The following is a 13,472-nucleotide window of genomic DNA, read 5'->3' as shown; positions in this document are numbered from 1 at the left end:
AGCAATGACTCCAGGGCTCGAGCGACAGGACTCACTCCGGGCTATTGCCAGTGCGACAGGCGGAAAGGCGTTTCTCAACAGAAACGACCTTGACCATGCCTTCGAAGAAGCCGATTCCGATTCGGCTGATTACTACTTGCTTGGCTACTACCTGAAGAAGTCGGCGAAACCGGGCTGGCACAAGCTAAAGGCAACAGTAGATGTGCCCCGCAGCTCCATCCGGGCGCGCGACGGATTTTATTCCGGGACTCCGGTAAAAGCAGGGGACAAGAGTACGCGTCGTGAATTTGCGACCGCGATCGCAGGTCCTATTGACTACACCTCCGTTCCGTTTGCGTCGCGCGCGGAAGTGGATTCGAAAAAGTGTAGCGGCGGCAAGTGCCTTGTAGTTGCCGAAACGGTCATTCCACCGCAGTCTCTTGTAATAAACCGGGATGATGCCAACTTCGTAAACTTCGACATCGCTCTGCTTGCGCTTGCGCCGAACGAGAAGGTCGCGGGGGAGTCCAGCGAAACGATCCGGCTTCACTTGACTCCGCAATCGCTGCAAGAGGTCATGAGTACCGGCATTACCTACCGAGGGAAAGTTCATCTTCCTGCCGGTACCTACGACTTGCGAGTCGCAGTTCGCGATAACCAGACAGGTAAGATCGGAACAATCCGTACCAATGTAACCGTGCCGAAACTGTGAGGCCGCGGGAGAAGACTAACGGCTGGCACATGACAACTCGCCGCTCCTGCACAATCAGTCGACTTGCCGAATAGATTTGATCGACGCACGGGGTTGGCATTAACTTCCCATCATGTCTACCGTTTCGATTTCCCCCTTCTCTTCCCTGAGCCGAGAAGAACTCCTTCGCGCGCTCGAAATGTTCGCCAAGAATTGGCTAGCACACGATGGCTGCTGGTTCCTTGCCGCCGAAGAGCGGTTAGGGATGGAAACCGCCATTGAACTCGACGCTCTTTCGTGGAAGCGTTTTGCTGCCGTCGAGGCCAAACGCATTATGTCGACCTTCAATGTTCCCCAGGGTGGCGGGCTCGACGCACTGGAGAAGGCGCTGGGATTTCGGTTCTACGGACTGATCAATCAGCAGAGGGTCGAATGGTCGGAGGACCGCAAGCGACTCCGATTCTTCATGGAGACCTGCCGGGTCCAGCAGACGCGCACGGGAAAGAGTTTGCCGCCCTTCCCATGCAAACAGGTCGGCGTTGTCGAATTTGAAACTTTCGCGCGAACCGTCGATCCGCGAATCCGGACATTGTGCATTCACTGTCCGCCCGACGAGATCTCTTCCGGTTATTGCGGGTGGGAATTCACGCTCGCGTAGGCCATACTGTGACGTGTCCTCCGTCACAGAATGTCCCCTGGCGACGTGTTAATTGTCCTTGGGCGCTATCCGAGAGCTGTAACAAGTTCATGACTCTCAGCGTTTATTACTCGAATGTCGCACGAAAAAGGATAAGTGGATGAATACAGATGATTGCGGAATCAATACCAAGCTCATTCATGCGGGGCATCATCCTGATCCCACGGGTGCCGTAAACGTTCCTATCTACCAGACTTCGACTTTCGCATTTCGAAACGCCCAGCACGGCGCTGCGCTCTTTGCCGGTGAAGAAGACGGTTTCATCTACACGCGAATCGGTAATCCGACCATCCGTGCTCTCGAAGAGGCTGTTGCCGAGTTGGAGCACGGCTGCGGAGGTATTGCCACAAGCTCCGGAATGGGAGCCGTAAACACCGTTTACATGGCCCTTCTCGAATCCGGCGCGCACATGGTCAGTACGGCCTCCGTTTATGGGCCCTCACGGATCCTGATGGAGAACGATTTCGGGCGCTTCGGGGTGCAATCGAGCTACGTGAACACCTCGGATCTCACGCAAGTTCGCGCCGCTCTCCGACCAAACACGAAGCTGGTCTATATCGAATCGCCATCGAATCCCGCCATGCAGGTTACCGACATCGAAGGAGTCTGCGCCATGGCGCATGAGAACGGATCGCTCGTGGTGGTCGATAACACGTTCGCCAGTCCGTACCTTCAGAACCCGATCGATCTCGGCGCCGATGTCGTCCTGCACTCGATCACGAAATTCATCAATGGACACGCCGATGTCGTCGGCGGCGTAATCGTCGCCAAGGATCCGGCGCTCTATAAGCGTCTGCGCAAAGCGATGATTAATACGGGCTGCAACATGGATCCGCACCAGGCATTCCTGGTATTGCGCGGGTTGAAGACGCTCGGGCTGCGCGTTGAACGCGCGCAATACAATGCGATGCAGATAGCACGCTGGCTGGTGAACCAGCCCGAAATTGAGAACGTCCGCTACATTGGCTTGGAATCTCATCCGCAACACGAGATAGCCAAGCGCCAGATGAAGGGCTTTGGCGCCATGATCGCGTTCGAACTGAAGGGTGGTTTCGAAGCGGGGCGCCGACTGATGGACTCGGTAAAGGTCGCAACCCTTGCGGTCTCGCTTGGTGGCGTCGAAACGCTAATCGAGCACCCGGCATCAATGACTCATGCCGGCATGAATCCGAAAGACCGGATCGAGGCTGGGTTTAGCGACGGCCTGGTTCGGTACGCTGTCGGAATCGAGGATGTCGAAGACCTGATCGCCGATCTGCGGCAGGCTCTCGATTGCATCGCGGAACAGGAGCCTGAAGTTGCAGCCGCTGTCGTAAAGTGACTTGCACATTGCCAAATGAGGGGCGCGGAAGCATCCGCGCCTTTTCTTCTTGCCAGCACGCCAGCTGCGATTCAGCAACAGCCCATCTTCGTAGCGCCCGCGGCCGTGACCTCCGGCGGGCCGAAGGCTTCGGCCGGGATCGATTCGCCGCGCAGTGTCTTGGCGCAGCGTATTGCAGCATTGATCAGGACCAGTACTACGCCCACGATGAAGATGAGCATCAGTATCGAATCCAGGTATCCCTGGAACGCCTTTCCGGGGACCTTCGTCAGCGGCCAGAAGATGTCCTTAATGGACAGTACGCCCGCCGTTAGGGTTGTCACTGCGACGAATGCCATGGGAAGAGCCGTGTAGATCGCGTATTTTGCTTTACCCATGTTGACCAGGAAAGTCGTCGCCACTGCCAGCGCGATCGTCGCGAGCAACTGGTTCCCTGTTCCAAACAGCGGCCAAAGAGTGGAGATGTTGCCTGTATAGATCAAGTATCCCCATCCGAGAACTACCACTGTTGTCGCAGCCAGGTTACCCGGCAGCCACTGATGTTTGGCCATCGGCTTGTAGACCTTGCCGACGAGTTCGTGGATCACATATCGTGCCACGCGTGTTCCGGTATCGACAGTAGTGAGGATGAACAGCGCTTCGAACATGATGGCGTAGTGATACCAATAGCCCATAAGCGTGTTCATGCCAGGGAGTCCACGGAAAATCTGTGCCATGCCGACAGCCAGCGATACTGCGCCGCCGGTTCGTCCAGCCAGGTTCTCGCCAACTTCCCGTGAGAACTCCGGCAGATTTACCGTGTGCAGGCCCATCTTGCTGAAGACCGCCGGTGCCGTGTTGATCGCGAAATAATCGCCGGGCCACATCGAAGTTGCCGCGATGAGCGCAAGAATTCCCACGATCCCTTCACACATCATCGCGCCATAACCGATGAAGCGCGCATCGCTTTCCTTGTCGATCATCTTCGGCGTGGTTCCGGAAGCGACCAATGAATGGAAACCGGAAATCGCTCCACACGCGATGGTCACGAAGAGGAACGGAAATACCTTTCCGGGGATAATCGGGCCGCCGCCGTGGACGTACTGTGTGAATGCCGGGAACTTGATATTCGGATGCGCGATCATCACACCGACAATCAGCACCGCAATTGTACCCAGCTTCACGTACGTGGACAGATAGTCGCGGGGCTCGAGGAGCAGCCAAACCGGCAGGATCGATGCCACGAAGCCATAGATGGCCATCAGAATCGTGATCTGGTGCGGCGAGAAAACGAGCACATGCGCGTACGACGAATTAGCAAAGGTGTGGCCACCGATCAGCGCTGCGATCAGGCAGACGATTCCCACGACGCTTGGGCCCGCGACTTTGATCTTTCCGGGCGTGCTCTTGAACATGTACAGGCCCATGCCGATGGCAATTGGAATGGTCCAGCCAATCGTAAACACTCCCCATGGGCTGTTCGCCAAAGCGTTGACGACCACGATGCCCAGTCCCGCCAGTGTCACGAGCAGGATGAATAGCACGGCAATCATCGTCACAAGTCCCGCAAACGGACTGAGCTCCGTCCGGGCAATTTCAGCGAGGGATTTGCCCTGGTGTCGAATGGATGCCACCAGGACGGTGAAGTCCTGAACACAACCGGCAATCACTGCTCCCACGAGGATCCACACGAATCCTGGAGCAAATCCGAATTGAGCGGCGAGCGTGGGACCGACGAGGGGTCCGGCGCCGGCAATCGCCGCGAAATGGTGCCCGAACAGGACCCACTTGGGCGATGGCACATAGTTGTGGCCATCTTCATATTTGTGGGCGGGGGTGACGCGGCTGTCATCGAGGGCAAGCGCTTTCGCAGCCAGAAATGCGCTGTAATAACGATACGCCAGTGCGAACACGCATAAAACCCCGATCATCACGGGGAGTGTATTCATGGACCTCCTTCCAGCATTTGGGAGGAAAATTCGAGCGTAGTAGAAGTCCTCTTCTGTTACAACAGAATGCGTCGACTCAAGTCCGATGCGTCATTCGGACCGGAATAGCATCGAATGAGCGGAGTAATTCAGTTTTCGCAAGAGGTTGGGACGTGAGGCATGCAATTGTTGGTGCAGGTGGAGTAGGCGGAACTATCGGCGCGCTTCTCGCCAACTCCGGCGAGAAAGTCATTGTGATCGTTCGACCTGGAACCGCCGCCAATTACCCGCCCGAACTTACACTGGAGAGCAGTTTGGGGGTTGCTTCAGGTCCGGTTGAGATCGCTGAGTCCCTGACGGGCCCGGTGGACGTAGCGTGGATCACGGTTAAGGCCACCCAGCTGAATGAGGCTATCGCCTCGATGGTTCCCGATCGCGTCATGCAGGGGGTTGTGCCGCTGCTCAATGGAATCGACCATGTTGCCGTGCTTCGCAGGCACTTTGGACATGACCGTGTGATCCCCGCCACGATAGCCGGTGAGATGGAGCGCGTGGCACCGGGCCGGATCGTTCATCCATCACCGTTCCTGCGATTAAATATCTCATCCGGTGGGCGTGCCGTACTGCAACCAGCGGTCCAGGAATTCGTCCGCTTCGGCATGGAATGCAAGTTCTTCGACAACGAAGCCACCCTGTTGTGGAGCAAGCTGGCGATGCTTGGCCCCTTCGCGCTCTCCACTACTGCTGCGAATGGGCCGATTGGTGCGGTGCTGTCTGACCCTGCCCGGCGAAAACTCCTGGAAAGCTGTGCTCGCGAAGCGTGCGAGGCCGGGAACGCCGACGGAGCAGGACTCGATCCCGAAGTTACGATTCGAATTCTCGGCAATTCCCCGCCGACCATGCGCAGTTCCATGCAGAAAGACGTAGATGCCGGACGCCAGCCGGAACTCGATGCCATTGCAGGTCCAATCCTTCGCAGCGGGGAAGCCCGTGGGGTCGCAGCTCCCGCAACGGCGGAACTCGTCGGCCAGATCGAACGGCGAATGCGCTCTGTTATGCGGGCCTGAGCCACCTCCTGCGTCTGCTACTTCGCTTCGGGCCTAAGCTAAAGCAAAAGCCGGTCCATATTGGACCGGCTCTGCGTACATATAAAGGAATGATTACTTCAGGCTCTTTACGAACTCGGCGACGGCTTTCGCCTGGTCAGCCGACAAGCCGTTGACCGGCTTCGAGTGCGGAGCCTTCTTGCCGGCCTCGCCCTTGGTCAGAAAATCTACGATCTGCGCGTCGGTCAATTTCACGCCCTTCAATGCCGGGCCGATCTTGCCCTGGCCGTCCGCACCGTGACACATCGCGCACTTCGTCTTGTAAACCGCAGCGCCGTCTTCCGCCACTGCAACTCCGGAAATCATCGCCAGCAAAGCAATCGCTATTGCAAAACGCTTCATGGGTACGTCTCCTTGTTTCCACTTTGTGCTCCAGTCTGCACGCACACTCATTTCCGTGAGCTGAATCACAACTCGACGTTAACAAAGGGAAAACCGCCACTACAGTGACGTAGATCACGTGGTCGGGTAACAGTCGGGCAGGGCTGCGGGAATGAAAAGGCCGGGGCGGAACCCCGGCGGAGAAAATATCTTTATCGTTTGATCCGCGATGATTTGCGGTGGAAACTTGGCGGCCCAGGCTGCATTGGCAGCGCGGAACCCGACCGAGCGTCACCTTGTCCGCCCGGGCCCGTAGACTGAGCCATTCGTCCCAAGTAGAAACCGGGCACGACACTGCAGCAAGTTACGTTCGTAATTCGTTTCGCGCGTTCTGGACCGTGCGCTATACTCGCGGCATGGGATGTGAGGAACTGGCGCGGATGCGCGCCGACCTGCAAAAGCTTCATCAGGAAGCGAAACACCAGCGCGAACACGCACACGCTGCCGAGCGAAGGGATCGGCGCAGCCGGAATCGCGGGCGATCCGACGCACTCGCTTATATCCATCGCCGCCTGCATCGCGCTGCCGCCGCACTTGAGCGGCACATCATCGTTCATCGCTGCCAGGAGTAACCCGGGAAACCATGCGTCTCATCATCCGTTCCTCGGGAATCCATGCTGCGGGATGCTTCACGCTGGAACCAATCCCCAAAGGGCGGAAAGTGGTCGAGTACACTGGCGAGCGCATTCGGCACAACGACGCTGACAAACTCTACGAAGGACTTCCCTACACCTATCTTTTCGGCACCAGTGATGGTGACATGGTGATCGACGGCTTCGGAATGGCCATGTACATCAACCATTCCTGCGAGCCCAATTGCGAAACCGAAGAAGAAGTGGACGGAAGCGTGTGGATTATCAGCTCGCGTAAGATCGCAGTGGGTGAAGAATTGACATACGATTATCTCCTCTACGAAGGGGATGGTGATGCCCCGTGCACGTGCGGTTCGACAACATGCCGCGGCAGCATGTACTCGCCCAAAGAACTGGCGCGGCGCAAGCGCGAAGCTGTCAAATCAAAGAAAAAGAGAAAATAGATCGCCCCACGTATTTCGAAGGATGTGGGACAACTAACTTGAGGCTACGCTTTCGCCGCCTTTGCGAACGAACGCACGGCTTCGTCGTCGTTGTTGAAGGAAGCAAAAACGGTTACAAGTTTCGTGACCTGCAGGAGCTGTCCTACCCGCTGCGTTAATTGCGATAGGCGGATGTCGCCGCCGGCGGAATGCGCAGAGGTATAGAGGCCAACCAGCGTTCCCAGTCCGCCGCTATCGATGTAGCTCACGTTCTTCAGGTTGAGAACGATTTGCCGGTGCTTGCCCAGGGCTCCCTTAACGAAGTCGCGGAGTGCCCCGGCTTCTTCTCCAAAAACGATTCGACCATTGCAGTCGACGATGAGGATGTCGTCTATTACTCGGCTTGATAGTTTTAGTTGCATAGAAATCCCCCAAGCTCTACGCCGCGAACTTTAGCGCGTTCGCAGACCCGTTGCAAGAAGCGGGGACTACTCCCCGGGCAATGCCGAATTCCAGTGCTCAACCCTGCCACCGCCGGAGACGGTATAATCGTCTTTTCCCATGAGCTACCAGGTTCTCGCGCGCAAATACCGGCCGCAACAATTCTCTGACGTCATCGGGCAGGATCACGTCACCCGAACGCTGAAGAATGCCCTTGAGCAGGGCCGGATCGGCCACGGCTACATCTTCAGCGGACACCGCGGGATCGGGAAAACCACTATCGCGCGCATCCTGGCCATGGCCCTGAACTGCCAGTCGTCGGACCGGCCGGTCACGGAACCCTGCGGTGTGTGCGACTCCTGCCGCGAGATCCGCGAAGGCTCGGTCGGTTCCATGAATGTCATCGAGATCGACGCCGCCACGAATCGTGGTATCGACGAGGTGCGCAACATCATTGCCACCGCCGAGGGCCAACCGACATCTGGCATTCGCTACCGCATCTTCATCCTCGACGAAGCACACCAAGTGACCGACGCGGCGTTCAACGCTCTCCTGAAGACGCTCGAAGAGCCGCCACCGTGGGTCGTCTTCATGATGGCGACCACGCAGCCGGAAGACATCCCGCAGACCATCCGCTCGCGCTGCCAGCACTTCAGCTTTCACGCTGTCCGCTTCGACGACATCGTCGGGCAGTTGCGCTCGATCTCCGATAAGGAAGGCATCCAGGTGGATGATGACGCGCTGGCAATGCTCGCAGAGGCCGGTGATGGCTCCATGCGCGACGCGCTGAGCATCATGGACCAGGCGATCGCCTGCTGCGGGACGACGCTGACCGCCGACGTCGTTCGCGGCCTCGTCGGTACCGTGAACGCGGAGGTCCTCGAGCGCGTGATGGATGCCGTGCACCGCAATTCCAGCGAGGATGTCCTGCGCATTGTCGATAAGCTCATGGTCGAGGGCCACAGCCCGGCGCACTTCGCGCGACAGCTTGTACGATTTTTACGGAACGCTACAATCGCGAAAGTTGCAGGCAAGGACTCTTCCCTGCTGCAGATTTCGAGCGACGATCGCGAGCGCGTCTCACGCGTGGCCGAGTGGTTCAGCGAAGAAGACCTCGCCCGGTTCCTGCAAATCATGCTGCGCACGCATGGCGACGTCAGCTACAAGGCTGAGCAGCGGTTTCATCTCGAACTCGGCATGCTGAAGATGGTGCACGCGCAGAGACTGTTGCCGCTGGAAGAACTGCTTAGCGGGGCTGCTGCCAGTCCATCCGTGTCGTCGCCCGGCAGGCCAGCGCCTGCGAGACCGCTTGTACCACCATCACGCACGGCCACCTCTTCATATGCGGAATCTCGCACGCCCCGGCCGTCGCCGTTCGAAGCCGATCGCAACCGTAAGTCGCGCGAGGAGATGTCGTCCGCACCGTCAATTGGCGATCCGATTCCCCCACGAGCACAGTCAGCCGTCGGGGTCAGTCCGATCGCTGCATCGGCGGACTCGGTTGCCATTGCCGTGCAGGAAGCTCCCGAGCCGCAGCCTGAACCCTCGGGCGAGTTGAACATCGACGCGATCCGTGAGGCGGTTCTGATCGAATTCCAGGATCAGAAGACGCTTTATGGACCGCTCGAAGAGGGCGAATGGCTTATCCAAGGCGCGGAGGTTGTAGTGAAGACTTCCCTGTCTCCCACGCTGCTGGAATTTGCGTTCGGCGCCGATCTGAAGCGTCGTGCCGTCGAGACTGTCGGTCGGGTCGCACGCCGACACATGAAATTTAGCCTCGTGGGTGGGGCGAATGGGACCCCGAACGGCAGCAAGCCCGCGCGTCCGGCGGTCGGCGGAACGAGCGCACGCGCCAAGGCCGCGCAGCATCCTGTAGTAAGGAAGATGATTGACAAGTTCGGCGCGGAGATTCGCACCGTCATGGATCCCGACCGCAAATAGGAGTGACGATGAACCCGAAGCAGATCCAGGAAATGATGGCCCGCGCGCAGGACATGCAGCGCCAGATGCAGGAGAAGATGAAGGAGACCGTGGTCGAGGCCAGCTCCGGCGGCGGCGCCGTCACCGTGAAAATGAACGGCGCCAAGCAGGTGCTCGGCGTGAAGATCGATCCCGAGATCGTCAAGAGCGGCGATATCGAAATGCTGCAGGACATGGTAGCGGCGGCCGTAAACGAAGCCGCCCGCAAGGCCGACGAATCCGTGCAATCATCTCTCGGCGGTATGTTAGGCGGCATGGGCCTGCCCCCGGGATTGTTCTAGAGGAGTCGAAAGCTGAAAGTCGAAAGCTAAAAGCTGAAGTCGAAGGCCCGAAAGTTGCTAAATTGTTAACTTTCGACTTGTTGTTCGACTTTAGACTTATTGCTGTTCAATTACCTAATTACAAATTACCCAATTACCGATTTTCTATGTCTCGTTTCGCTGAGCCGATGGCTCGCTTGATTGAAGAGTTGAAGAAGCTTCCCGGCGTGGGCACCAAGAGCGCCCAGCGCTTCGCCTTCCACATCCTCCGCTCCACCGAAGAGGATGCCGAAGCGCTTGCCGCCGCCATCCGCCACATCAAGGAAGCGCTGCGCCTCTGCTCCATCTGCAACAACATCACCGACGTCGATCCCTGCATCTACTGCGCCAGCGCCACACGCAACCAGCGCCTCGTCTGCGTCGTCGAGGAGCCGACGAACATCTCCGCCATCGAGAAGACGCACACCTTCAACGGCGTCTACCACGTGCTCCACGGCGCGCTCTCGCCCATCCACGGCATCGGCCCTGAACACCTCCGCATCGCCAACCTCTCCAAACGCCTCGAAGGCGGCGCCATCGACGAAGTCATCATCGCTACGAACCCGACCGTCGAAGGCGAAGCCACCGCCGTTTACCTCTCCAAGTTGATTCGTGAAAAAAGCGTGAAGGTAACACGGATCGCGACCGGGGTTCCGGCCGGGAGCGATATCGAGTATGCGGATGAGGTGACTATGTCGAAGGCTATGGAAGGGCGGAGAGAAATTTAGGCTGAGCGGCCCGAGCACGTCTTTGCTTTTTGTCAGATTATTCATTCGCTCCGAGTCGCCGCGATGTGCTATAGGCATTTAGCGTGAAGACCAAACCTTTTCCAGTCGTATTATCTGTAATCCTTCTTTGCGTGAGTTGCTCTACATCCCAAACTACTGCGAACGGCATTCCCACGACGCTCACGGGAATACTCCTTGCAAGCGACGTATCGAACCGTTGGGCATTGATGAGCGGCGATGACATCTTCCCGCTCCGGGGAAGTCCGAACCAGTTCGCAAAGTACGAACGTCAACGGGTTACTATAAGTGGCACCCTTGATGCCGAAAAGACGCTCGACGTGCGATCAATTGGGTTGAGTCCGATGCCGGAGAAGCAGTTAAGGAAATTCATCGAGCAGCTTAAAAATGACGGATGGGGTGTACCAAAGAACATTAGCAGCCCGACTTTCTGGCTCTTTGATTTCACTTTGCCGATGCAACAAATTATTCAGGCAGGGCCAGCTGCAGAACCAGTTTTACTCCAATATTTGAACGACCCTCAGATCATCGATCATATTGTGATTCTCTTGGGCGCCGTAGGTGACGAGAAGGCGGTTGAGCCGATCATCCGGGCGATGCCCGAAAAGAGAGAAACAGGGGAACGGGCGAATAAGTTGAGACTAGTCGCCAATCTGGCCCTCACGAACATAACGGTCAGTGATGTCATCTGGCATCACGGCGGAGGAATAACAGTCGATCACTGTCCAGATGACCCCAAATCTTGTTGGACCGCATGGTGGTCTAAGAATAAGGGAACATTCAGAGTGTCCACAGCCTACCCCCGGAACTATTCGAACTATCCCAATTACGGTATCTACCAATCTCCCGCCCTATACCGTGCGAATATGCACTAATGCCAACCGATCAAGGTCTTTACAAGGAAAGTTGCCTTCCCAAAACCAAAACGCGCCCACTCGGAGCGCGTTTCTTGTTCCTGATTTCCCGGTACCCGGTACCCGGTACCTGGTACCTGGTACCCGGCACCTTCCTACAGCTTCTCGTAAAACTCGCAAGCCGAGCACGAGATGTACACGCCGCCGGGGACGCCGCGCTCGCGGTCTTTCGTCCGCTTCACGATGCGGGTTGGTTTGCCGCACTTGGGGCAATCGGTGCTCTTCGAGGTGTCCATGACCTTTTTACGGTCAGCTGTTTTTGCGATCTTCGCCATAATTCCGTTCTCCTGTCTGCATCCCTGTCCGGTAACTCACTAATTTTAGTTAGGTTTACGAGCGGAGGGTCCGACGTGGATTTCTATTGGGCCCTCGTGCAAACGAGGGAACCCATTAAGAATACCGGACAGAGTCGAAAACGACAAATTACGCAACATCAGCCGTCCGGCGTTCCTCTGTCTCTTGTGGATGTAGTCTATTGCCAAGGTGTGCAGACCCGCAGCCGTGGAGACATTTTATGAGCACTTCTCGATTCCTGATTCTTGGCGGCGGAATGGTCGCCGGTTATGCAGCTAAACAAATGGTCGAGCTCGGCCTGAAGTCAGGCGAACTGACGATCGTGTCGTCTGACGCTGTCGTCCCCTACGAACGGCCACCACTCTCCAAGAGCTTTCTCGCAGGCAAGGACACCGAGGACGCCATCAAGATCAGCCCGGAAGACTTCTACCGGCAGCACGGCATCGACGTGCAACTACGCACCGAAGTCTCTTCCCTGGACGTCAAAGGCAAGCGCCTTGTGCTGAAGTCCGGCGAGCAGCTCTCCTTCGACAAACTGGTCATTGCGACCGGCGCCCGTCCCCGACGCCTGAACGTACCCGGGGCGCAACTCAAGAACCTGTTCTACTTGCGGAGCATGGATGACTCGAAGGCCATTCGCGGGCAATCGGAAAACTCCAAACGCGCCCTGGTGATCGGCGGCGGCTTTATCGGGATGGAAGTAGCTGCGGTTCTCACCCAACGCGGTGTCGCGGTGACGATGGTTCTGGGTGACGACCGCATCTGGAAACGCCTCTTCACACCAGAGATGTCGAAATTCTTCGAGGATTACTACACCGCGAAAGGCGTTCGCATCGTGCGGTCCACAACCGTAACAGAACTACACGGCACGTGGTCCGTTGCCGCCGCCGCACTTGGAACGGGCGACAGCGTCGAGTGCGACATGGTAGTTGCCGGAGTTGGCGTCGAACCCGTGACCGACTTATTTGCCAACAGTGGCATCTCTATCGACAACGGTATCGTCGTCAACGAGTACCTGGAAACCAGCGCACCCGACATCCTTGCCGCCGGTGACGTGGCCAACTATCAGGATGTGCTCTTCGGAAAGCGCCGTCGCGTCGAGCACTGGGACAATGCCGTTTCGCAAGGCCAGCACTGTGCCCGCACGCTCATGGGTGAACGCGCGCCTTTCCGTCACGTCCCTTACTTCTTCTCCGACGTCTTCGACCTCTCATACGAATACTGGGGCGATACGTCCGGGGCAGACCAGGTAGTCCATCGCGGCGATGTGACCAGCAAGAGCTTCAGTACCTGGTGGCTGCGGGGAGACCGGCTAGTGGCCGCCTTCTTGATGAGCCGGCCGGACGAGGAGAGAGAGGCTGCGACGAAGTGGATCGAGGCCGGAAAGAATGTTTCGGCGGTGAAACTGAAGGACGCGTCGCAGCCGATCGCTGCAGCTGTAAAGTAAGTCCGGAGGAAATCCATTGTCGATATCTTTGAGTCTTCCCTCCGCGTCCTCAGCGGCTCTGCGTTAATCTTTTCTGCGACTTGACGGTTAAACGCCTCATCTCCTGACCATGAGCACAGCACCTACTCTCAATCTCTCTTACCCAATTGGGAAGTTCGAATGGAGCGGCCCGAACAGCGATGCTCAACGTGCCGCCTTCATCGCCGACATCGCCGCCGTTCCTCAGCGCATTCGCCAAGCCGTCGCCGGCCTCA

The 13,472-nt window shown here is 57.5% G+C and carries 15 protein-coding genes; 11 read left to right on the top strand and 4 right to left on the bottom strand.

Translation table 11 applies throughout. From position 1 onward, the window contains the following. The first annotated feature begins 4 nt into the window (after nt 1-4). The 3 genes from ROO76_20515 (at nt 5) to ROO76_20505 (ending at nt 2,688) form a co-directional block, all read left to right on the top strand. On the top strand, nt 5-691 hold the full coding sequence (locus ROO76_20515; GenBank protein MDT8070551.1) for a hypothetical protein: 687 nt from the start codon (nt 5-7) through the stop codon (nt 689-691). Nucleotides 692-803: 112 nt separating this feature from the next. Beyond that, complete coding sequence (locus tag ROO76_20510; protein MDT8070550.1) at nt 804-1,328, top strand: DUF6125 family protein; 525 nt, start codon at nt 804-806, stop codon at nt 1,326-1,328. Between the two features lie 139 nt (nt 1,329-1,467). Continuing rightward, entirely contained in the window at nt 1,468-2,688 is a 1,221-nt protein-coding gene (locus tag ROO76_20505) for a PLP-dependent aspartate aminotransferase family protein (protein ID MDT8070549.1), read from the top strand. A 71-nt stretch (nt 2,689-2,759) separates the two neighbouring features. Here the strand turns inward: ROO76_20505 and ROO76_20500 are convergent, their stop codons facing one another. After that, the gene (locus ROO76_20500) at nt 2,760-4,616 is read right to left on the bottom strand and encodes a carbon starvation protein A (protein MDT8070548.1); all 1,857 of its coding nucleotides are present in this window, start codon (nt 4,614-4,616) and stop codon (nt 2,760-2,762) included. Nucleotides 4,617-4,768: 152 nt separating this feature from the next. On the opposite strand from ROO76_20500, the gene ROO76_20495 reads away from it, so the two are divergent. Next, nucleotides 4,769-5,662, top strand: coding sequence for a 2-dehydropantoate 2-reductase (locus ROO76_20495; protein MDT8070547.1), 894 nt, complete (start codon nt 4,769-4,771; stop codon nt 5,660-5,662). Nucleotides 5,663-5,755: 93 nt separating this feature from the next. Here the strand turns inward: ROO76_20495 and ROO76_20490 are convergent, their stop codons facing one another. Next, the gene (locus ROO76_20490; protein ID MDT8070546.1) at nt 5,756-6,043 is read right to left on the bottom strand and encodes a cytochrome c; all 288 of its coding nucleotides are present in this window, start codon (nt 6,041-6,043) and stop codon (nt 5,756-5,758) included. Nucleotides 6,044-6,318: 275 nt separating this feature from the next. On the opposite strand from ROO76_20490, the gene ROO76_20485 reads away from it, so the two are divergent. Both ROO76_20485 and ROO76_20480 read left to right on the top strand, forming a co-directional pair. After that, complete coding sequence (locus ROO76_20485) at nt 6,319-6,654, top strand: hypothetical protein (GenBank protein ID MDT8070545.1); 336 nt, start codon at nt 6,319-6,321, stop codon at nt 6,652-6,654. An 11-nt stretch (nt 6,655-6,665) separates the two neighbouring features. Continuing rightward, nucleotides 6,666-7,118 (top strand): SET domain-containing protein-lysine N-methyltransferase, encoded by a 453-nt coding sequence (locus tag ROO76_20480; protein ID MDT8070544.1) that lies wholly within the window; start codon nt 6,666-6,668, stop codon nt 7,116-7,118. 44 nt (nt 7,119-7,162) lie between these two features. On the opposite strand, the gene ROO76_20475 is transcribed toward ROO76_20480, so the two are convergent. Further along, nucleotides 7,163-7,519 carry an STAS domain-containing protein gene (locus ROO76_20475; protein ID MDT8070543.1) on the bottom strand — a complete coding sequence of 119 codons (357 nt, stop codon included), beginning with the start codon at nt 7,517-7,519 and terminating at the stop codon, nt 7,163-7,165. A gap of 139 nt (nt 7,520-7,658) precedes the next feature. Here ROO76_20475 and dnaX point away from each other — a divergent pair, with 139 nt between their 5' ends. The 4 genes from dnaX to ROO76_20455 all read left to right on the top strand — a co-directional run bounded on the left by dnaX (nt 7,659) and on the right by ROO76_20455 (nt 11,438). Next, nucleotides 7,659-9,479 carry a DNA polymerase III subunit gamma/tau gene (dnaX, locus tag ROO76_20470; GenBank protein ID MDT8070542.1) on the top strand — a complete coding sequence of 607 codons (1,821 nt, stop codon included), beginning with the start codon at nt 7,659-7,661 and terminating at the stop codon, nt 9,477-9,479. Between the two features lie 8 nt (nt 9,480-9,487). After that, nucleotides 9,488-9,799 carry a YbaB/EbfC family nucleoid-associated protein gene (locus ROO76_20465; GenBank protein ID MDT8070541.1) on the top strand — a complete coding sequence of 104 codons (312 nt, stop codon included), beginning with the start codon at nt 9,488-9,490 and terminating at the stop codon, nt 9,797-9,799. 146 nt (nt 9,800-9,945) lie between these two features. Then, nucleotides 9,946-10,545 carry a recombination mediator RecR gene (gene recR / locus ROO76_20460; protein ID MDT8070540.1) on the top strand — a complete coding sequence of 200 codons (600 nt, stop codon included), beginning with the start codon at nt 9,946-9,948 and terminating at the stop codon, nt 10,543-10,545. An 83-nt stretch (nt 10,546-10,628) separates the two neighbouring features. Beyond that, nucleotides 10,629-11,438, top strand: coding sequence for a hypothetical protein (locus ROO76_20455; GenBank protein ID MDT8070539.1), 810 nt, complete (start codon nt 10,629-10,631; stop codon nt 11,436-11,438). 134 nt (nt 11,439-11,572) lie between these two features. Here the strand turns inward: ROO76_20455 and ROO76_20450 are convergent, their stop codons facing one another. Continuing rightward, a complete protein-coding gene (locus tag ROO76_20450; GenBank protein ID MDT8070538.1) occupies nt 11,573-11,752 on the bottom strand; it encodes a hypothetical protein in 180 nt (59 codons plus the stop codon). Nucleotides 11,753-11,991: 239 nt separating this feature from the next. Here ROO76_20450 and ROO76_20445 point away from each other — a divergent pair, with 239 nt between their 5' ends. Further along, nucleotides 11,992-13,218, top strand: coding sequence for an FAD-dependent oxidoreductase (locus ROO76_20445; GenBank protein ID MDT8070537.1), 1,227 nt, complete (start codon nt 11,992-11,994; stop codon nt 13,216-13,218). Nucleotides 13,219-13,472: the final 254 nt, after the last annotated feature.

The organism is Terriglobia bacterium, assembly GCA_032252755.1.
Lineage (GTDB): Bacteria > Acidobacteriota > Terriglobia > Terriglobales > Acidobacteriaceae > JAVUPY01.
The sequence above is the reverse complement of the archived record's forward strand: the minus strand, read 5'-3'. Positions and strand labels throughout refer to the sequence as shown.